General features: G+C 44.1%; 22 protein-coding genes, 2 tRNA genes and 1 riboswitch. Of the genes, 21 read left to right on the forward strand and 3 right to left on the reverse strand.

The features are described 5' to 3' along the window. The first annotated feature begins 216 nt into the window (after positions 1-216). Positions 217-312: riboswitch (glycine riboswitch) on the forward strand. 153 nt (positions 313-465) lie between these two features. Next, a complete protein-coding gene (locus C1A02_RS01240) occupies positions 466-1857 on the forward strand; it encodes an alanine/glycine:cation symporter family protein (RefSeq protein WP_101696389.1) in 1392 nt (463 codons plus the stop codon). A gap of 251 nt (positions 1858-2108) precedes the next feature. Here the strand turns inward: C1A02_RS01240 and C1A02_RS01245 are convergent, their stop codons facing one another. After that, on the reverse strand, positions 2109-2903 hold the full coding sequence (locus tag C1A02_RS01245) for a TraX family protein (RefSeq protein WP_101696390.1): 795 nt from the start codon (positions 2901-2903) through the stop codon (positions 2109-2111). 447 nt (positions 2904-3350) lie between these two features. Between C1A02_RS01245 and thpR the strand changes: the two genes are divergently transcribed. The 12 genes from thpR (at position 3351) to C1A02_RS13380 (ending at position 14425) form a co-directional block, all read left to right on the forward strand. Continuing rightward, complete coding sequence (gene thpR / locus C1A02_RS01250) at positions 3351-3950, forward strand: RNA 2',3'-cyclic phosphodiesterase (protein WP_243577877.1); 600 nt, start codon at positions 3351-3353, stop codon at positions 3948-3950. Positions 3951-3956: 6 nt separating this feature from the next. Beyond that, the gene (locus C1A02_RS13880) at positions 3957-4931 is read left to right on the forward strand and encodes a GNAT family N-acetyltransferase (protein ID WP_101696392.1); all 975 of its coding nucleotides are present in this window, start codon (positions 3957-3959) and stop codon (positions 4929-4931) included. A 143-nt stretch (positions 4932-5074) separates the two neighbouring features. Further along, positions 5075-5842: a peroxide stress protein YaaA gene (yaaA, locus tag C1A02_RS01260; protein ID WP_101696862.1), complete on the forward strand. Its 768-nt coding sequence runs from the start codon at positions 5075-5077 to the stop codon at positions 5840-5842. Between the two features lie 905 nt (positions 5843-6747). After that, positions 6748-7173: a hypothetical protein gene (locus tag C1A02_RS01270; RefSeq protein ID WP_101696394.1), complete on the forward strand. Its 426-nt coding sequence runs from the start codon at positions 6748-6750 to the stop codon at positions 7171-7173. Positions 7174-7482: 309 nt separating this feature from the next. Next, positions 7483-8019, forward strand: coding sequence for an O-acetyl-ADP-ribose deacetylase (locus tag C1A02_RS01280; RefSeq protein ID WP_101696396.1), 537 nt, complete (start codon positions 7483-7485; stop codon positions 8017-8019). Between the two features lie 79 nt (positions 8020-8098). Further along, a complete protein-coding gene (locus C1A02_RS01285; RefSeq protein ID WP_101696397.1) occupies positions 8099-8935 on the forward strand; it encodes a metallophosphoesterase in 837 nt (278 codons plus the stop codon). Between the two features lie 331 nt (positions 8936-9266). Then, on the forward strand, positions 9267-11114 hold the full coding sequence (locus C1A02_RS01290; RefSeq protein WP_101696398.1) for an urease accessory protein UreH domain-containing protein: 1848 nt from the start codon (positions 9267-9269) through the stop codon (positions 11112-11114). Positions 11115-11143: 29 nt separating this feature from the next. Beyond that, positions 11144-11314 carry a hypothetical protein gene (locus C1A02_RS13375; RefSeq protein ID WP_164997124.1) on the forward strand — a complete coding sequence of 57 codons (171 nt, stop codon included), beginning with the start codon at positions 11144-11146 and terminating at the stop codon, positions 11312-11314. Beyond that, on the forward strand, positions 11307-11849 hold the full coding sequence (locus C1A02_RS01295; RefSeq protein WP_101696399.1) for a DUF2318 domain-containing protein: 543 nt from the start codon (positions 11307-11309) through the stop codon (positions 11847-11849). Before C1A02_RS13375 ends, C1A02_RS01295 begins: the two co-directional genes overlap by 8 nt. A gap of 189 nt (positions 11850-12038) precedes the next feature. After that, on the forward strand, positions 12039-12749 hold the full coding sequence (locus tag C1A02_RS01300; protein ID WP_101696400.1) for a response regulator transcription factor: 711 nt from the start codon (positions 12039-12041) through the stop codon (positions 12747-12749). Then, on the forward strand, positions 12746-14137 hold the full coding sequence (locus tag C1A02_RS01305) for a HAMP domain-containing sensor histidine kinase (RefSeq protein ID WP_101696401.1): 1392 nt from the start codon (positions 12746-12748) through the stop codon (positions 14135-14137). Before C1A02_RS01300 ends, C1A02_RS01305 begins: the two co-directional genes overlap by 4 nt. Before the next feature lie 9 nt (positions 14138-14146). Beyond that, complete coding sequence (locus C1A02_RS13380) at positions 14147-14425, forward strand: hypothetical protein (RefSeq protein WP_164997115.1); 279 nt, start codon at positions 14147-14149, stop codon at positions 14423-14425. On the opposite strand, the gene C1A02_RS01310 is transcribed toward C1A02_RS13380, so the two are convergent. Continuing rightward, positions 14357-14584 (reverse strand): DUF4491 family protein, encoded by a 228-nt coding sequence (locus tag C1A02_RS01310; RefSeq protein WP_306437205.1) that lies wholly within the window; start codon positions 14582-14584, stop codon positions 14357-14359. The genes C1A02_RS13380 and C1A02_RS01310 overlap by 69 nt on opposite strands. Before the next feature lie 154 nt (positions 14585-14738). Continuing rightward, entirely contained in the window at positions 14739-15356 is a 618-nt protein-coding gene (locus tag C1A02_RS01315; protein ID WP_101696403.1) for a lactate utilization protein, read from the reverse strand. A 293-nt stretch (positions 15357-15649) separates the two neighbouring features. Here C1A02_RS01315 and C1A02_RS01320 point away from each other — a divergent pair, with 293 nt between their 5' ends. The 8 genes from C1A02_RS01320 to C1A02_RS01355 all read left to right on the forward strand — a co-directional run bounded on the left by C1A02_RS01320 (position 15650) and on the right by C1A02_RS01355 (position 19792). Next, the gene (locus C1A02_RS01320; RefSeq protein ID WP_101696404.1) at positions 15650-16120 is read left to right on the forward strand and encodes a YaiI/YqxD family protein; all 471 of its coding nucleotides are present in this window, start codon (positions 15650-15652) and stop codon (positions 16118-16120) included. Between the two features lie 3 nt (positions 16121-16123). After that, positions 16124-16804 (forward strand): DNA/RNA nuclease SfsA, encoded by a 681-nt coding sequence (gene sfsA / locus C1A02_RS01325; protein WP_101696405.1) that lies wholly within the window; start codon positions 16124-16126, stop codon positions 16802-16804. Next, positions 16801-17316, forward strand: a complete 516-nt coding sequence (locus tag C1A02_RS01330; protein ID WP_101696406.1) for a M48 family metallopeptidase — start codon at positions 16801-16803, stop codon at positions 17314-17316. Before sfsA ends, C1A02_RS01330 begins: the two co-directional genes overlap by 4 nt. A gap of 119 nt (positions 17317-17435) precedes the next feature. Continuing rightward, a tRNA-Ser gene (locus tag C1A02_RS01335) sits at positions 17436-17524 on the forward strand. A 37-nt stretch (positions 17525-17561) separates the two neighbouring features. Beyond that, a tRNA-Ser gene (locus tag C1A02_RS01340) sits at positions 17562-17651 on the forward strand. Between the two features lie 465 nt (positions 17652-18116). Continuing rightward, positions 18117-18722, forward strand: coding sequence for a hypothetical protein (locus C1A02_RS01345; protein WP_101696407.1), 606 nt, complete (start codon positions 18117-18119; stop codon positions 18720-18722). A gap of 147 nt (positions 18723-18869) precedes the next feature. After that, on the forward strand, positions 18870-19406 hold the full coding sequence (locus tag C1A02_RS01350; protein ID WP_164997125.1) for a ferritin family protein: 537 nt from the start codon (positions 18870-18872) through the stop codon (positions 19404-19406). Between the two features lie 185 nt (positions 19407-19591). Further along, on the forward strand, positions 19592-19792 hold the full coding sequence (locus tag C1A02_RS01355) for a hypothetical protein (protein WP_101696409.1): 201 nt from the start codon (positions 19592-19594) through the stop codon (positions 19790-19792). Positions 19793-19850 lie beyond the last annotated feature (58 nt).

The raw sequence follows: 19850 nt of genomic DNA on the forward strand, positions 1-19850 counted from the left end.
TTCGGACTGATAAAAAGAAGCGATTGCATGAAAAGTTATGATGTTTTGCGAAGAAAAAAGTCGAAAAGTTAGAAAAACGCATTTGACTTTACTGAAATCGCGTGATATTATAAATCGACAACTGAATACTTACAAGTGAAGTTCGTAGGAAAACGGCGGCTGCCTACCGAAGGAGTAACACTCTCAGGTGCCTGAATTCAGGCGAGGACTATGAATGGATGTAACTCTGGAGAATCCCATTTTTGGGTGCCGAAGGTGTAAGGCATGAACGATTCATGCTAATCTCTCAGGCAAAAGGACAGAGAACCCGTTACCCAGGCGTTTTGGGTCTTTTTGTGTATTTCCAGAGTCAAACCATAATTTTATGGTTTGACTTTTTTGTTTGTCAAAAAAGAGGGGAAAGAAAGCAATTTTGGTAATTGCAACAACAGCTTATGCGCAAATTTTTAGGAGGAGTCATTTATTATGGAGTGGTTTTCAGATTTAGTCGTCAGCATCAATGCAGTGTTATGGGATGTGTTTTTAATCCTTTTATTATGCGGTGTTGGTATTTATTTTACGATTCTGACCAAAGGAATTCAGTTTCGCAAATTCAAACAGAGCTTTAAATCAACATTCGGTTCCATTACGTTTCGAGGAAAGTCCGCAAGTGATCAAGAGGGAATGACGTCGTTTCAGTCCTTGATGACTTCGGTGGCGGCGCAAATCGGAACCGGAAATCTGGCAGGTGTGGCCACAGCAATGGTTTCAGGCGGCCCGGGCGCCGTGTTCTGGATGTGGGTGAGTGCTATTTTAGGCATGGCAACCATTTATGCGGAAGCCACGCTTGCCCAGCGTTATAAAACAACTGAAAATGGGGAACTGGTCGGCGGGCCGGCCTATTACATTCGTGCGGCCATCAAAGGCCCTGTGGGAAAAGTAGTTGCGGCTATTTTTGCCTTTTTAATTATTATCGCCTTGGGCTTCATGGGGAATATGGTGCAGGCGAACTCAGTGGGCGGAGCTATGGAAGCAGCCTTCGGGATTCCTTCGGAATATATTGGAATCGCTTTGGCACTGATTTCTTTGTTGGTTTTTCTGGGCGGTGTAAAACGGATTGTTGCGGTGGCGGAAAAGGTGGTTCCGTTTATGGCAATTTTCTTTACCATAGCGTCGTTAATCGTGATAGCGGTAAACTTCAAAAACATTATTCCTGCTTTTGAGGCTATTTTTGTGGGTGCATTTAATCCGGATGCTGTGCTGGGCGGTGTGTTGGGTGTCAGCGTGCAGCAGGCTATCCGGTTCGGTGTTGCCCGTGGACTGTTTACTCATGAGGCCGGTATGGGTTCCACACCCCATGCGCATGCTTTGGCACGCGTGAAAGATCCCTGCGAGCAGGGCCTGGTTGCCATGATGGGCGTTTTTATTGATACCATTGTTTTGCTGCCCTTAACCGTTCTGGCCATTTTAACGACCGGTGTGTTGGGTACTGCAGATGCAACAGGCGAGTTTGTCACCGGAATTCAACTGACACAATCGGCTTTTGCTCAGGTGTTCGGCCAGTTCGGTTACGTCATTATTGCCATTTGTGTGCTGTTCTTTGCTTTTGCAACGATTATGGGCTGGTACTTTTTTGGCCTTTCTAATATCAAATATCTTTTTGGGAAAAAAGCGGTTCCTGTGTATGCCATATTGGTTTCGGCTTTTGTAGGAATCGGCTGTGCTTTGAAGGTAGACTTGGTCTGGAACTTGGCAGATTTATTTAACGGATTAATGGTTATTCCCAACATTTTGGCGTTAATTATTCTTGGGGGAGTGGTTGTCAGGCTCACCAAGAACTGGGAGGACGGAAAGTCCAATGGCTTTGATATCGAGTAATTCCTTTGTCGGGGCTACATGAATCGATTATGGGAAGCGATTTTTAGCAAATGTCCTGCATCATTATATTTTAATTCTATGGGTCACTGGATTCAGAATTATCGCATCGATTGGGTAGAAATGAAAAGACCCTGCATAAACCAAATGTTTATGCAGGGTCTTTCTTCGTAAAAACTGCGGTTTTTAAAACGGCATGGCCGGTGATTCAAAATAAATGGCAGCAGCTTTTTTGAAATTTTTCTTTTGGACAATCAATGCAAATAATAAGAAATCAGATAAAACAGGTAGATGTGCGCCGGGTAAAAGAGATAAAAGAAATACTTGTGAAACGTACTCTTTTTGCCGGGCTTTTGGTTATAAAGAAGAATCGGAATCGCCGCAAAACCCATTATCCATTGAATACCATTGCCGGCAAAGAAGGAGTATACGGCCACAATTTCAAGTGCCAGAACTTGCAGCCATCTGTTTTTTCGCAGCAGGTAGAATGCCACGGCCAGCAGAATAAATACGAATCCACCTTCCACAGTAACGAAAGTGGGAACCAGAATCATGAAAATCTGGAACAAGGTGATATTGATGTTAATCAATGCAAATAGCAATAGGCCTAAAGCAAAAGGAATTATCAGACCCAAAATGCTCAACACAATTTGCATGGCTTTTCGCTGTTTGATTCCGTTGCGCAAAGAATCTACAATCCACATGTAATATACACATAAAAACAGGGTGCCGAAAATGCTGTTCATCAGCATGACATCTTCTAAAGGAAATTGCTTTTGAATTGCCATGGATGCAATTCCCATAAACCAAAATCCGATCAGCAGGCGCAGCATATATTTTTTTCGGTTTTTTGTGTAATAAAAACCTTCTGATGCCATAAAAAGAAAGATTGGAGCCACAACTCGGCCCAACATGGTAAACCACATGGGTGCCCCAAACATATAAAACATTTGGTGCAGATGATCGAAGACCATAAGGATAATACCAATTAGCTTCAGTACATTGCTGTTTAGGCATTGATACGATTTTGCTTGTAATTTTTCTCCCATACTCAATATTTCCCTCTCTTATCTTTTTTGATGGAATAAAACGATTTTTCATTCCAATTTTAAATTTGTTTTCTTCAGCGTATCTATCATAACGGATTAGAGCTCAATGCACCATAAAGAAACCATTACGTTAGACTTACAAAAATGTAAGCCGCCTAAAAAGGAATGAGCAGATTGAATTAGAGTCTACATTTTTTATTTTTTAAAATGATAAAATGGAATGTTATTTTAAAAAACAGAGGATACGAAAAGTATGTGCAAACAAAAAGGAAGAAGGTATTGAAAGATCTTTGCAGGGCTACCCTGTTGCACTTTTTGGGAAATCCCTTATAATACAATTAGAATTTTTCAGAATACAACACAAGCAAAATGAGATTTGACTTTTATAGAGCAATTTTTATCGAATGAAACTGACAGTCTGGTGCTGTTTACGGCGATTTTAAATGAGTGATATGGATAAAAATCGATGAATGGTATGAGGCAACGGGACGAGCCTTCGGGCATGATGCGTCAGGAGGAATTTTAATGCGGCTTTTTCTTGCGGTTCATTTTGATGAGCAAACCAAACAGTCCATTCTTGAGGTACAGAATCGACTTCGGCAATTGGGTCATGGGAATTTTTCGCAGCCCGAAAATTTTCACCTGACATTGGCTTTTTTGGGGGAGGTTCCTGCGGCCAGGATGACGGCTGTGCGCCGCGCGATGGATAATACTTTCGTTAGGCCCATGACTTTAACCTTTGATCGTGTGGGCTGTTTTCATCGTGATGGCGGAGATATTTGGTGGATTGGGCTTCGGGAAAACAAAGAATTGCTTTCTTTGCAAAAGGAGTTGCTGGCGAATTTGGCTTCACAGGGATTTTTGCTGGAATCCCGCCGGTTTTCCCCGCACATCACGCTGGCACGCCAGATACACCTGACGGAACAGCCAGATTCAAACTGGTTGTTAGGGCAATCTTTTTCATCACAGGCAGATGCCATTTCGTTGATGTTATCGCAGCGAGTGAATGGAAAGTTAGTTTATACAGAGCAGTATTGCAGGAAGTGAGAAGTTATGGAAATTCAGCAGGTTTTAGAAAACAAAAAAACATATCTAAATCTTTTGCTGCTGGCTGACGAGCAGGAGGATATGATCGATCGATACCTGAACCGGGGGGAACTGTTTGTGATGACTGACGGCGGGGAACCCCTTGCCGTGGCCGTAGTCACTGAGGAAGGCGAGGGGATCTGCGAACTGAAAAACCTTGCGGTATCCCCTGAAAATCAGGGGAAGGGCTATGGAAGACAAATGGTGGACTATCTTGCTCGCCGCTATGGGGTTCTTTTTCATACAATGCTGGTGGGAACGGGAGATAGCCCGAAAACCTTGCCTTTCTATCACCGGTGCGGATTTCAGGAGAGTCATCGAATCCGGAACTTTTTTACCGATCACTATGATCATCCTATTGTAGAGGGCGGAGTACAACTCGTTGATATGGTGGTATTAAAACGCCCGTTGTGGGTGATGGAAACACCGCGGTTGGGGTTTCGCCGCCTTTATTTTGGGGATCAGAATGCATTGCGCTCCATTTTGGGCGATGAGCAGACAATGTATGCATGGGAATACGGTTTTAGCGATTTTCAAATCAAAGAATGGATTGAAAAATGCCAGACGCGGTATTCCAACGAAGGGTATGCCTATTTTGCGGCCATTGACAAAGAAAGCGGTGAACTGATTGGTATGATGGGTCCACTGAATGAATCCATTGAGGGAAACATTCAGCTTGGCATCGGCTATATTGTGGCAAAACGTCATTGGCACAAGGGCTATGCATGCGAAGGGGCAAAAGGGTGGCTGGACTATTGCTTTGATACCTTGGGGGCAGAGCAAGTGATTGCAGACATCCGCCCAGAGAATACTGCTTCCTGCAAGGTTGCGGAGCGGCTGGGAATGCGTGTGATCGGCCGGCATGTAAAAAATGTGGAAGGCAAAGAAATGCCGCATCTGATTTATGCGCTGAACCAAGACAGCCAAAGAGTGGCGGATTAACGATAGAGCCAAAGGTATTTATTGGGTTCACAAGAACTTCGTGTTCTTTTCGTTGCCGCAGAACGTCAAAAGGATTAGAAAAGGGTCTGTTGGTTTCCCACATTCTGCACGGATATCCCATGGAAACAAAGGAAGGTGATGCAGTGAGAATCTTAATTTCTCCCGCAAAGAAAATGAAGATAGATACCGACAGTTTGCCGTATGAGAATTTGCCGCAGTTTTTAGAAGAAACACAGGCCATTCTGCAATGCCTGCAAGGGATGGATTACGCCGGACTGAAAGCATTGTGGCGTTGCAACGACTCGATTGCCACACTGAATTATGAGCGTGTGAAGGCGATGAATTTGCGCCGTGACCTTACCCCGGCTATTTTGGCCTTTGAGGGAATTCAGTATCAGTATATGGCTCCCAGCGTGTTTGAGGACAAGCAGTTTCTGTATATTCAGAAGCATTTGCGCATTCTTTCTGGATTTTATGGGTTGCTTTGTCCATTTGACGGGGTTACGCCCTATCGGCTAGAGATGCAGGCAAAGCTGGCGGTAAACGGGGAGCGGGATCTGTATGAATTTTGGGGAGAAAAGCTGGCAAATCAATTGTGTTCTGAAACAGATTTTCTGCTCAATTTAGCATCGAAGGAATACAGCAAGGCAGTGCTTGCCAGGCTGCCCAAATCCATTCGTTTTCTCACCTGCACCTTTGGGGAACTGAAAGAGGGCAAGGTCATAGAGAAGGGAACCTTGTGCAAGATGGCTCGCGGCGAGATGGTGCGCTTTTTGGCCGAAAAAAATATAACGAATCCTCAGGACATAAAAAACTTTGATCGTTTGGGATATACTTATCGGGAAGATTTTTCAGATTCACAGAATTTTGTCTTTCTCAAAGTAGAAGAGAAAAATGCGGCAAACTGGTAAGAGGTTACCTGTTTCACTTATGCCTGATTGATGAAATGGGAATGGTGAAATTAAGAACGCCCGGGGTAAAACCGAACACCAACGCAGCAAAAGTTCTTGCCTATTTTAGGAACGAATCATTCTTCTGTTTTTTGATGGATTCCAAGCAAACATAATTTTTCAGAGAATACAGAACAGGCAATTGGGAAGGGTGGCCCGGTTGCCTGTTTTTCTTTTTTGCATTTTTTCTGAATGGCTTTGCCTGATTTTTTATTCTACAGCGTAATATTAAAAAAATTTTTTATTTATTTTTTTGTTTTTATTTCCCTTTGGGAAGGGCAAGAAAGAATTCATTTTTCAGTATTATGAGTGTTTCGTTTTTCGCAATGGAAAAAATCAGATTTTTCGCGCTCTTCCTGTGAACTGTTCCTTTTAAAGAAACACAGGAAAGTTGTTTTTACATGTTTTACAGCTGCAAAACACGTAAAAATGGAGGATGAAACCCGTGGGTTGTCCCTTGAAAAATCCAGATTTGGTGCGGATATCAGGCTGTTTTTTAAGAAAAGGATTCGAGTTTTAATTTAAGAAAAGGGAAGCAAAAGCAAATTCCTTCTAAAATGGAGTTCCAGAATTGAGACTTAAAAAATAGCAAGAAATATGTCATCTTTTCGTTCAAAGGGACAACTGTTTGATAGGTTATTTTTCTTGTTTTGGGTGCTTTAAAAAAGAATTTTGCACATGATTTCATCCAATAAAAATTCAAAATTTCAAAAAAGATTACGAAAATACACTTTTCTGTGCCGGAACCGCTGAATCCGCATTGACATATAATTAAACAGTGAACGCCGCTATCGTCGTATGAGAAAAGGAGAATTTAGGCGAAAAGCGCGGATCAATCGTATTACAGCGAGACAGGAGAAAAAATCATGAATCATATTGCACTTCAAATTGAGCGAACCGGTGCGGGCGCTATCGCCGAATCTGGTAAGGTTGTCTTTGACAATACCCCTTTATTGGTCGGTAATATTCGCTATAATCCTGTAACCGGAGTGATGACGCTCAGTGAACCCGGACGGTATCTGTTCCATTGGTGGGTGGCTGCACAGCCGTCTCTTTCCGCAAAGGAAATTGAATTGGCATTGTCCACTTCGCAAGGGGATTTTCTGGAGGGAGAGTGTCCGGCCAAAAACGGAGAAGTGATTGGCAAGGGCGTGATTGAGGTTCCGGAAACACCGGTAACTGTGTCATTGGTAAATGCCAGTGAGGATACCCTGTTTTATTCTTCGGTTGAACCGCTCAAAGCCAGCATGATTGTGATTGCCGATGCGGATCACAACCATGGGGGATGGTAAAAAAGAAGTGAAAACGGGCAGCCCCAAATGCGAAAAACGCAACAGTTCTTTCCCACTCATCCAAACTGGAGCAAAAAGTATTGCAGATGTGTTTTTGTGATGCTTTTTGCTCCTCTTTCCATTTTGATTCTAAAAAGGAAGAGGAACGTGGGCAGCCTATCTTGAAACGAGTGAAACATCAGCCAGACTTGAAAAACGGTGTGCCAGGAAGTATGATAATACCAAGAGTAAATGGACTGCGTGCCGATTTCGCGGGCAGAACAGAGCCCGAATTAGGTGAGAGAAAGCAACACAACGGGAGGTTCTAATATGGGATTTTCAATTGTAAAAGGAGATATTACCACTTTTGAGGTGGACGCCATTGTGAATGCTGCCAATACATCCCTGTTGGGTGGGGGTGGGGTAGACGGGGCCATTCATCGCGCGGCCGGGCCGGAACTTTTAAAGGAATGCCGGACGCTTAATGGCTGTGAAACCGGACAGGCAAAAGTCACAGTCGGCTACCGTTTGCCCGCAAAATATGTGATTCACACACCCGGCCCCATTTGGCGGGGCGGCATGTACAGCGAAGATTTGCTTTTGGCTTCTTGTTACCGCAGCTGCCTGCAGCTTGCAGAAGAAAACGGCTGTGTCAGTGTGGCATTTCCTTCGATCAGCACGGGGGTCTATCGTTTTCCGCTGAATCATGCCGCAGAAATCGCTGTAAGGGAAATTCTGAATTTTTTAGGACGGACAAACGTGATACAAGAAGTAATTATGGTTTGCTTTGATGATGCCACCAAATCGGCCTATGAATTTGCCCTGATGCAAAAGCAGGAGTTGTTACAATCACAAATTACTTTATAAGAAAATTAGAATAAGAAAGTCAGAAAAGTTGTTTGAAAGGGGAGCGAGTGTGAAAGTACCCACAAAGAAGAGGCGAAAAATGATAATTTTTCTTTTGGTTTGTCTGGTGCTCGCTGTGTTTTTCTATTGGCAGAACAACAGCATTGTCATCACAAAATCCACTTACAGCAGTGCCAAAATTCCACGAGAATTTGACGGTTATGTGATTGCCCATATTTCAGATTTGCATAACAAAGAGTTCGGGGCCGACCAGCAAAAAATATTACAAAAATTAAAGAGCACTTCTCCGAATTTAATTCTGATTACCGGTGATTTAGTTGATCGGCGCCGCTATGATTTAGATGCGGCAATGCGTTTTGTACGGGGTGCAGTGTCACTTGCGCCGGTTTTTTATGTATCTGGAAATCACGAAGCATGGTCTGGTCATTATGAAGAAATCAGGCAAAGTCTTTTAGACGCAGGTGTTTCAGTTCTGGAAGATTCCACAGAGCAGGTGACAATTGGGGAAAACTCCATCCGACTGCTTGGGGCAAAGGATCCTGCTTTTTACACGTCGGAATCTGCCAGAAAAACAGATAGTACTCCTATGATGACCTATTTACAAGAGTGGTCATCCAGTGAAGAATTTCAGATTCTGCTTTCTCACCGGCCGGAACTCTTTGATTTGTATGCAAATAACAATATAGACTTAATCTTTTCCGGACATGCCCATGGCGGCCAAATCAGACTGCCGTTGATTGGCCCGCTGATTGCGCCGGATCAGGGGTTTTTCCCCCAATATACCAGCGGGAGCCATACCCAAAATCATTCCACTATGTTTGTCAGCCGGGGGCTTGGAAACAGCCTGTTTCCGCTTCGGATTTTTAACCGCCCGGAAATTGTGATTGTTACTCTGGGCTCCCAAACCCTTGAGTAAAAGAGCCCAATGGGAAACCATAGTTTTGGGGATCTGAAACGGCAATTGGCTGAGGATTGACCTGCGAATTTGCTTTGTTGTGTCTGTGAAAAGAGTGCGGCAACGGTTCTGTTGGCCGCAATCAAATATGTTTTGTGTTTCGCCTGCCGGGTCAAATCCGGCAGGTGTTTTTTTATTTACAGCCAAACCTTTTATTCTATCTAATCAATACCCACAAATCAAAATGGGAAGCGGAGTTTTTGATTCGGAAAATGCAGGAAATAAGGTTTCTACATAACTTTTACAAATTTGTTTGTTATGATATCAGGCAGTTATGGAAGGGGATACCCAAATGGAATCTGGCATCAAAACACAAAAACTGTTTATTGGCGGCATGACTTGCGTCAACTGCCAAGAAACGATAGAAAAACAGCTTCGGAATCTGGCGGGAATCAGGGAAGCGAAGGTAAGTTATGGAAACGGAACTGCCCAAGTGGCCTATGATGCGGATCAAATTACCCTGAAAGAAATTGCAGAATCCATTCAAAAGCTGGGCTATTCGGTGGGGAAGAAGGCAAAGCCGCAGTCGCCGGACACCAGCCGAATGGCAGGGCTTCTGATTGTGATTGCTGCTTTGTATCTGCTGCTGCGCCAGTTTGGAATTCTTAATTTGCTGGTGCCCGGGCAGCTGGCACAAACCGATATGAGCTACGGAATGCTTTTTTTCATCGGTTTGATGACGTCTGTTCACTGTGTGGCCATGTGCGGCGGCATCAATCTTTCTCAATGTATCCCCCAAAAAGAAGGCCAAGAAGAGAACGAGCGGTTTTCAGCTTTGCGGCCGGCTGTACTATATAATTTGGGGCGGGTTCTTTCGTATACTGCCGTCGGTTTTGCCGTGGGCGGGCTGGGTTCGGTGATTACCTTTTCCAATGCCATGCAGGGGGCGCTCAAACTGGTTGCCGGGCTGTTTATGGTTGTCATGGGAATAAACATGCTGGGGATTTTTCCATGGCTGCGCAAAATCAATCCCCACTTGCCACGAATATTTGCCCGTTTCATCGACAAAAAGAAGGGGAGCGGCAGTCCGCTGATGGTGGGGTTGCTCAATGGATTGATGCCCTGCGGGCCGCTGCAGGCAATGCAGATTTACGCTTTGTCCACCGGCAGCCCCTGGCGGGGGGCTTTGTCGATGCTTTTGTTCAGTCTGGGAACCGTTCCCCTGATGTTCGGCCTTGGCAGCCTGAGCTCTTTATTGGGGAAAAAGGGAACTTCTAAAATCAGGAGTGCAGGGGCGGTTCTGGTTGTGGTGCTTGGCCTTTCTATGCTGTCGCAGGGTTGGAGCCTGTCTGGCCTTTCGTTTCCGGCTTTTTTAACGGGTGGCGGGCAGGTTTCGGCCGGTACGCCGAAAGTGGAAAACGGGGTTCAGGTGGTAAAAAGCACTTTGGATTCCGGTAAATATCCTTCTATTACCGTTCAGGCAGGAATTCCGGTGAAATGGTCGATTGATGCCCCAAAAGGCAGTATCAACGGGTGCAATAATCGGATGTTTATTCCGGAATATGACGTTGAGCACCAGTTTCAAACCGGAGAAAATTTCATTGAATTTATGCCTTCTAAGGAAGGCCAGTTTTCCTACAGCTGCTGGATGGGGATGATTCGCGGAACCATCCGTGTGGTGAATACAGAAGGGGAGGCCCCCACACAAACCGCAGAAGAGGAATCTTCTTCTGCGGGGGAGGCCGAAAACAGTAAAACAATTTTAAAGGGAACTCCTGCCAATCGCACCATTCCAACGGATCAAATTGCAGTGGCCGTTTTTAAGGATACGTATCAGCAGGTGACTGTGAAACTAACTGATAAAGGATTTTCTCCGGCAATTCTTGTGGTTCAGTCAAATTTGGATGTTCAGTGGGTGGTTCAAAACCAGTCGGCCCGGCCGGGAGATTCCAAACTATTGGTTCCGTATTACCGGGCACAAGCCCAGCTGGGTGTGAGTGAAAATTTGCTGTATTTTTACCCCACAGACAGTTTTGATTTTTCCAACGGGGATAACACGGCTTACGGCTATGTAAAAGTAGTTCCAGATATTGGTTCCGTTGACAAAAAAGCAATTCAACAAGAAGTGGCTCAGATTCAGACGATGATTTGGCCGGCAGAGCTTTTTGAAGCAGAGGGTGAGGCTCCAAGCTGTCATTGATTTGACACTGGAAAAAGGAGAAAATGGGCATGGGATTTTTATGGAGTCATTGGCATTGTATTTTACCGAGTATTGGAATTCTGGTGGGAATTCTTCTTCTTCTTCGTCAACCGAAGGAAAAGGAATTTAATGAGGAAATTACTTCGGCATATTTGCAAGAGAAAGAAAATTGGGAAGCAGGAGGAAAAGCAAATGATTAAAAATTTAAATAGACAGGGCAAAAATGAAAAGGGAATTCAAAGAAAGGCTTTGCGAAACGGATGGATAGTATCTGCGGCAGCTATGGTCTTTGCTCTCACTTTGGCATTGACCGCTTGCAGCTCGGGCAAAGAAGCCGGGGCAAAGCAGCCTGCGGTTCAGAAAGATCAGGATGTTATCCTCCCCGTGGCAGAAATATCAGAAACGGCAACCTTTTATCCGGTGGAAGTTGACGGTACTTCGTTAGAGATCATTGCGGTGAAAGCCGGGGATGGCACAATTCGCACGGCGTTTAACACCTGCCAGGTGTGTTATGATTCCGGCAAGGGATATTATCAGCAGCAAGGGGATGCGTTGGTGTGTCAAAACTGCGGGAACCAGTTTTCGATGAGTCAGGTTGAAGTGGCAGCGGGAGGGTGTAATCCGTGGCCGATTTTTGCAGACAATAAGACAGTTACAGCAGATTCAATCACCATTCCCTATGATTTTTTGAAAGAATCCACGGGCATTTTTTCTAACTGGAAGGGTTCCTATTAGTTTTTTAAAGATTTTTCCCCCCAATTATGCAAATAGGGGCGGTTTGGCGGCGGTTTTCCGGGGAACTCTGGAATACCGCCGCTCTTGACATGCAAAATAAGAAAAGGTTAAATAAAAGAATCTAACAGCCTAAAGCAGAGCTTGGGTTATTTTGATAATTTGCAGCAAATTGAATGGGAGTGACGTTGGGTGGCCAAAGCAATAAAGAACATTCTGGTGGTGGATGACGAGCCAAAAATTTTAGAGGTAGTTTGCTCCCTTTTGGAAAGTAAGGGTTTTCATGTATTTCCTGCGGAAAACGGCAAAAAGGCATTGGAATTGTTTGATGCGGAAAATATCGCTTTGGTCCTTTTAGATTTAATGCTGCCGGATTGCTCGGGGGAAGAGGTCTGCCGTGCCATCCGCAAAAAGTCTCGTGTGCCGGTGATTATGCTGACCGCCAAGGCAGAAGAAAACGATATTGTAGAGGGGTTGGGTTTGGGGGCCGATGACTATCTTTCCAAACCGTTTGGATTAAAGGAACTGTATGCCCGAATAGAAGCGGTGCTGCGCCGCACCGAAAAGGATTTGATCCCTTTGGCCGTGCGCAATTCTTGGGGAAACGGGGATTTGTTTTTGGATTTTGAAAAAAACGAACTGAGGAAAAAGGGAAACATCCAGTCGCTGACCCCCAGTGAATGGAAGATTCTGTCTGCACTCATTAAGTACCCCGGCAAGGTGTTTACCCGGGAAGAACTGATCGAAACTGCTTTAGACAGCGGGTTTGAAAGCTATGACCGGGCCATTGACAGCCACATCAAAAACATTCGGCAAAAAATTGAGGACGAGCCCAAAAATCCCGTGTACATTCTTACCGTTCACGGTTTTGGCTACAAATTCGGGGGGGAGTCCAGCAAATGAGAAGTCTGCGTTCTCAACTGTCTTTTTCCATTCTGTTTTTGATTCTGATGACGGTTACTCTGGTCAGTGTGTTTGCAAACGTAACAGTCAACCGTCAGTTTGAAGAATATATCCGAAATCAGGAACAGGAAAGAAGCGAAAAAATAGTCAGTGACTTAATTGTCCAATATAACGGCATGACGAAAAACTGGAGCCGGGATTTTCTGCACACCATCGGAATGTATTCCTTGTATGACGGTTTTTTGCTGAAAGTCTATGATGCCCAGAACGAGATGCTGTGGGATGCGGAAAACCATGATATGACGCTGTGCCGGCAGATTATGGACGATATCTCTCAGCGGATGAGTAAGCGCAAACGCCCGGGAGCATTTGTGGAGCACACCTATCCGCTGACACAGGGGGGGCAGAAAATCGGTTCGGTTTCCATCACATATTACGGCCCCTATTTTTTCAGTGAAAATGAACTGCGGTTTCTGGATACGTTTAATATCATTTTATGGGGGATCGGCTCTGTCGCCTGTGTTTTTTCATTAGCTGTGGGCTGGTTTTTAGCACGCCGCATTGCGCAGCCCATTTCAAAAACCGCGGAATTGACTCAAGAAATCGCACAGGGCAATTACGACATTCAGTTGGAAGCGAAACCCCGCACCAAAGAACTTTCGAATCTGATTTCGGCGATCAATCACTTCTCCTATAGCCTGAGCGAGCAGGAAAAACTGAGAAAGCGACTGACCACTGATGTGGCCCATGAACTGCGCACACCGCTAACCGCGATTGGTTCGCACTTGGAAGCAATGCTGGATGGATTATGGGATCCAACGCCCCAGCGGCTGAGAAGCTGCCACGAAGAGGTTTTGCGGTTGGGCAGCCTGGTGATGGATTTGGAACATCTGTCAAAGGTGGAAAATGAGAATCTTCGTCTGGAAAAATCCAGAGTCAATTTGATGGAAACAGTTCAAACGGTCGGCGAAACTCTGGAAGCGGAACGAAACAAAAAACATCTGGATTTTCAGATTAAGGGTCAATCTGTTTTTATAGAAGCGGATCCGAACCGAATGAGTCAGGTGATTACCAATCTGCTGTCCAATGCCATTAAATACACCCGGGATGGCGGGCGGATACGCATTGAGGTCAAAGACAACGGCGAGAACGCTTTCATTTTGGTGGAGGACAACGGAATTGGAATTCCCAGCGAAGAGCTGGATTTGATCTTTGAGCGGTTTTACCGGGCAGATCGCTCCCGAAGCCGCAAAACCGGCGGCGCCGGAATTGGGCTGACCATTGCCAAATCGATTGTGGAGGCTCACGGTGGTTCTCTTTCGGCAGAGAGCCGAGAAGGGAAAGGAAGCCGTTTTACCGTTACGTTGCCAAAAGAACAGGGGGAGTAATAACCGGGTTTGCAGGTTCGTTATGCTTGGTGGTTGCTATTGTTTTTCTTTTGGCATTTTCATGGAGTTCCTTTAACGGCCAAGAAATCTTTTTTTCATTGGCTCTTTGACTTTATATTTGTTTTAGAAAACAAAAAAGAGAAGCCCGGCCATTTGGGCCAAGCTTCTCTTTTTCTATGTTTGTCTCAAAATTACTTTGTTTTTGGCAGCAAACTGATTTTATTTTTCTGTGCGATTTGGATTTTTGGGGAACCAGCCTTTTTCCACCCTTTGTTTTTGTTCAAATAATTCTTTAATGGACCACAACAGGGAAAACCCTAACACCGACAAAAGGGATGACGCAATGGTGTTATTTACAAAAAGGGCTGCGGATGCACACAATAAGCCTGAAATTAAAAACCATGGCCAGGATCTGGTGCTCCAGTAATATTCGGCTTTAATGACCACCGGATGTAAAAGGCCGATGATAAGAAAGGTTCCAATTCCAATGATAAGCCCGTCAAAACGCAAAAAAACACTCCTTTCAGGTTCCAAACAGTTTCAGCTTAGGAACAAATGGGATACAATAGTCAGGGTTGTAATATTTCAAATGGAGCCTGCGTTAATAACCCAATTCCTTTTCCACCAGAATGACTTTAATTCGATCTTTGATAAATTGCCCTGCTATCAGAACAAAATCATTGCAGATTCGTTGGGGATGCCGGCAGTCCACACACCGATTCAGCCGTGTGCAGGGAGTGTCTTTTTGCAGCCGAACGGCATCTTGCGGTGCGGCTATTTGTCTGGCCCGCCGGATGGCGCTGTCCACATCTTCTGTAATTTTATTAACGCCTGCAACCACAATGACTTGGCGGGGGCCATAAATCATCGGCGCGACACGGCTTCCGTTGCCGTCGATGTTAAACAGTTTGCCGTCTGTTGTGATTGCGTTTGTGCCGGTTACGAAGGTATCTGCATCAAAGTTTTGAATGTAAAGTCTGCGCTTTTCTTTGGATGTGAGCCCCGGCAGGTATTTGTCATGGAACACATAATTTTTGCTGCGCAAAAAATCATATACTCCCATTTCTTCCAGCGTAACGGAATCACCGCAACCCACGGTTTGCCCTTTGGGAATCAGATCAGAAAGCAGTAACAGCAGTTCTTGTTTATCTGCAACACAATAGCCTGCCATGTGGTTGCGCTGAAGCTCTTCTATTGTTTTACGAATGAGTTGATTCATTTTTTTCACCTTTCCAATTATAGCGGATCTTCCCCTTTGGGACAAGACAAATAAATTCGATTTTAGAAGTATTGTGTAAAAAAATATACGAAAAAGGAGTCTCGTGTGTTTTCCAACTAAGCGGGCGAATTAAAATGTTTCTTTGTGAGTCAAATGCTTTGGCCGGCAACCGTTTGAGCCGCTTGTCCTATTCAGCAGAGCTTTTTGATTTATTTCAGAGCTCGCTGCTTTTTAGAATCCGATGGAAAAAACACAGGCAACATGATAAAATAGACAGAAAGGAGGGGGAGAGAATGAAGCTGCTGATTGATGCAGATGGCTGCCCCGTGGTGGAGCTGGCCGTTCAGGCTGCCCGCAAGCACGAACTGGAGTGCCTGATTTTCTGTGATACTTCTCATGAAATACAAAAAAGCGGAGCCACTACCATAACGGTGAGTAAAGGTGCCGACAGCGCCGATTTCGCTTTGCTGCAAAGAGTTTGCCCCGGTGATATTGTGGTCACTCAGGACTATGGCCTGGCGGCTCTGTGTCTTTCCCGGGTGGCGGTGCCCATCAGTCAGGACGGAATGGAATATACACCAGAGAATATAGATGGATTGCTGTTGGCCCGCCATACATCTCAACGAATTCGCCGAGGCGGCGGAAGGCTGAGGGGGCCGAAAAAACGTATGCAGGAACAGAATCTGGCTTTTCAGCAAAAGCTGGAGGAACTCATCCAAAGCGGACGACGAAAAGAAAGGGGTTCCCAGGGAACACAAGGGTAACACATGGTTTATGAGAATATTCGGCCGGCGGTCTTTTTAAGCCGCCCCAACCGATTTATTGCCCAGATTGAGATCGAAGGGAAACAACAGATTTGTCATGTTAAGAATACGGGGCGCTGCCGGGAACTGTTGGTTCCGAATGCTCCCATTTTTGTGCAGGAATCTGATAAGCCCGAGCGAAAAACCAAATACGATTTGATTTCTGTCCAAAAGGGAACCCGCCTGATTAATATTGATTCTTCGGCCCCCAGCCGAGTGTTTCAAGAATGGGTTCTAACGAAAAGTCCATTTCCTGAGCTAACGAAAATTCAGCCGGAACAAAAACATGGGGATTCCCGTTTTGATTTCTATTTGGAATTTGGGGGAAAGGCCGCTTTTGCAGAAATGAAAGGAGTCACTCTGGAACAAGAAGGAGTGGTTCGTTTTCCGGATGCACCCACAGAGCGGGGAGTCAAGCATCTGAATGGGTTAATTCAGTGTTTAAAGGAAGGCTATGGAGCCTATGCGGTATTTGTAATTCAGATGCAGGGGGTTCGGTATTTGGAACCAAACTGGAATACGCATCGGGAGTTTGGCGATGCAATGCGAAAAGCAGCGGCAGCGGGGGTGCAAATTTTGGCTTTGGACTGCCGGGTGACGGAAAATAGCATTGTTGCCAACGATTTTGTGGAGGTTCGGTTATGATTCCGTATACCCTGATTCGTTCCAAACGAAAGACCTTGGCTTTGGAAATTACCAAAGAATCCATTTTAGTGGTGCGTGCTCCCCAACGATTGCCGCAGGCAGAAATTGATCGCTTTGTTAAGCAAAAGGAAGAGTGGATTCTTTGTGGCTTGGAAAAACAGCGTCAAAGACTGGAAAATCACCCGAAACCGGATTTAGAACAGCAGAAAATGCTTCTACAGCAGGCACAGGAGCAGTTACCGGAACGGGTGGCATATTACGCAAAACAGATGGGGCTTTCTCCAACAGGCATCACCATTACAGGTGCGGCTACCCGTTTTGGCAGCTGCAGCGCCAAAAATCGCCTGTGTTTTTCTTGGCGGCTGATGCAGTATCCGCAAGAAGCAGTGGATTATGTGGTGGTGCATGAGTTGGCGCATATTGTTCATAAAAACCACGGAAAAGAGTTTTATGCGTTGGTGGAATCGGTGCTGCCTGATTATAAAGAACGCTGGCAGATGTTAAAAGAATAGCGGGAATGTCATAGGATTGATCTTTTTTGGTATAAAAATGGTTTTTTTGCACGATTTTTTTCCAGAATCCATTGACATAGCTTGTTTCTTATGGTATCATAACATCCGCACCTGTTTATGGAGGGGTGTCCGAGTGGTTTAAGGAGCTAGTCTTGAAAACTAGTGATCCCGCAAGGGACCAAGAGTTCGAATCTCTTCCCCTCCGCCATTCGTAAAACATGCTTTGTCAGTTGATATATATGTTTGGAGAAATACCCAAGTGGTGAAGGGGCTCCCCTGCTAAGGGAGTAGGTCGGGTAACCGGCGCGAGGGTTCAAATCCCTCTTTCTCCGCCAAAATCCGCATGAACTTTAAGTTTGTGCGGATTTTTCTTTTTGCCTTTTTGTGGCATCTAATGGTGGAAAATTAAATAAAATGGTTTACTATTACACCTTACATTACACCCTATGGTTTGTTTACTGCCACAGGTGTGAATTGGAAGAAAAGAAATCTTTACGCGGGTAATTAAGAAGGAAAATTCGGTTTTATTTTACAGGTGGAATGAGGCTGATGTTTTAGAAAGCATTAAATTTAAGAAAAATATCCAAAATATCACAAAATATTTTATGTATTTTTCTTATTTTACAACATTTTCTACTATGCTGTGATAAAATGAAATTGTAAAATAACACCAATACCACATATTACATTTCAAGAATCTCGCGTATTGCGAGTAAATTTTTTTATGAAAGTTTCTGATGCAGCTGGATTCTTGCTGTTGACGTGTGTTGATATTGGGAATGTTAACAGGAGGGATTGTATTGAATAAATTTGTTATGGCTTTACTGGTAATAACGCTTGTTTCATTTACATCCTGCAATTCACAGGAGACTGTAAAAACGATTGAAAATAGCGCCGAACCAGTCAGTTCAAACAGTGGCTTGCAAATTGATCCGGATCAGTTGGAAAATCTGGAACAAAATCAAAAAATAGCTGATGCAACCGTTCCGGAATTATTAGCGTTTATCGATCAAGAAGCACTGTCACCTAGTGGGAAGGCCTTAGCGGATCTGGTTCCTGAGGTGAAAGAAGAAACCATTACTGATACCAAAACGTTAAGAAGTCAGTATGATTTGGAGAAAGGTATTTTATTATCTATTTATACCGACCAAGAAAGTGATAAAATTGCAGCGTTTCAATATTCTGTTTCCAAACTGGATGCGACAAAAAGCGGAATAGAATATTATTCTAAATGCGCAGACGCAACAATTCGTATGTTTAATGTAGGTTCGTCCGAAAAAATTGAGCAAATATTAGGGATGAGCAATATACAAGAACCGAGTACATTTACCGTTAAAATGGGTGGGTACCAATATGAATATGCTGTTACAAACGATACTGTTTTGTTTACGGTAAAAGTCCTATAAAAGTTCGTATGGCAAAGCGCCCGCAGCAAGCAGGCGCTTTTTTATGCCCAAACTCCAAATGTTATAAATTTTGAATTTCGATTCTAACCATAATTTTTGCTTCCTATGCATATTGTTTATAGAAACTACTGCCTAGGGGGATTACATATGAAAGATACTTCCAGTTTATTAAAGAAGCTGACGATCGACTTACCGTATCCGCCTGTAACGTTAACGAAAAATGATTGCAAGTATGCTGCTACGATTTCAGACGCCTATGCCGGAAAAGGTTCCGAAACAACCGCCTTCAATCAATATAAGGTTCATCGATTTTATTTGAAAAAGCTTCCTGAAATTTATGAAGCGTATCAGATTCTCGCCTCAGCAGAAATGATTCACCAAGAACTATTAGGTGACATTGTGATAAGGCTGGGCGTAGCCCCCAAACTTTCTTCCCGAATCACAAACTGTTATTGGAACGGCGGATTTATTCATTACAGAAGTCAGCTGCTCCCCATATTTGAATCTGACGCGCAAGAAGAAAGAAACGCCATTGCACATTATAAGCTGTTAATCCAAACCATTCCCAATCAAAGCATGCAGGAACTTTTTAAACGAATTATTATGGATGAAGAGCGGCATCTGGCGTATCTGGAATCATTGATTGAAGAATTCAGGCAATCCAATTGCAATACTCCTTTGTAATTTCGGGATTCAGTTTTGTACAAGGTACCCGACAAAAGTGAAGCACTGACCTAATGCCAGTGCTTTTTCTTGTGCAGTCTCTTTTTATTATTGGCATTTTTAGAATCTGCTGATAAATTTAACGGACATGTTAAGGACAACCGCATATTATAAAATGAACTCCAAAAAAAAGGGGGGAATTTAATATGGGAAGAACATCAGCAGATTTTTGGAACGAACAGTTTTCTAATAATGTTGAAGCCAGCGGTAACCGCGGATCTGGCTGTGACCGTGAAAGTTCAAAAGCATTAAAAAAGATTATTGCTCAGCTTGACGATCTGAACAATTCAGATTTGCGTTTGCTGGATAGCTTAATTGACAGATTATTATGTGAGCGCAGATGCTAATTTGAACAAGCAACTAAAAAATCAGCGCTTATCCAACCGGATAAGTACTGATTTTTTT

It is taken from the genome of Clostridium minihomine (genome assembly GCF_900240385.1).
Lineage (GTDB): Bacteria > Bacillota > Clostridia > Oscillospirales > Acutalibacteraceae > Faecalispora > Faecalispora minihomine.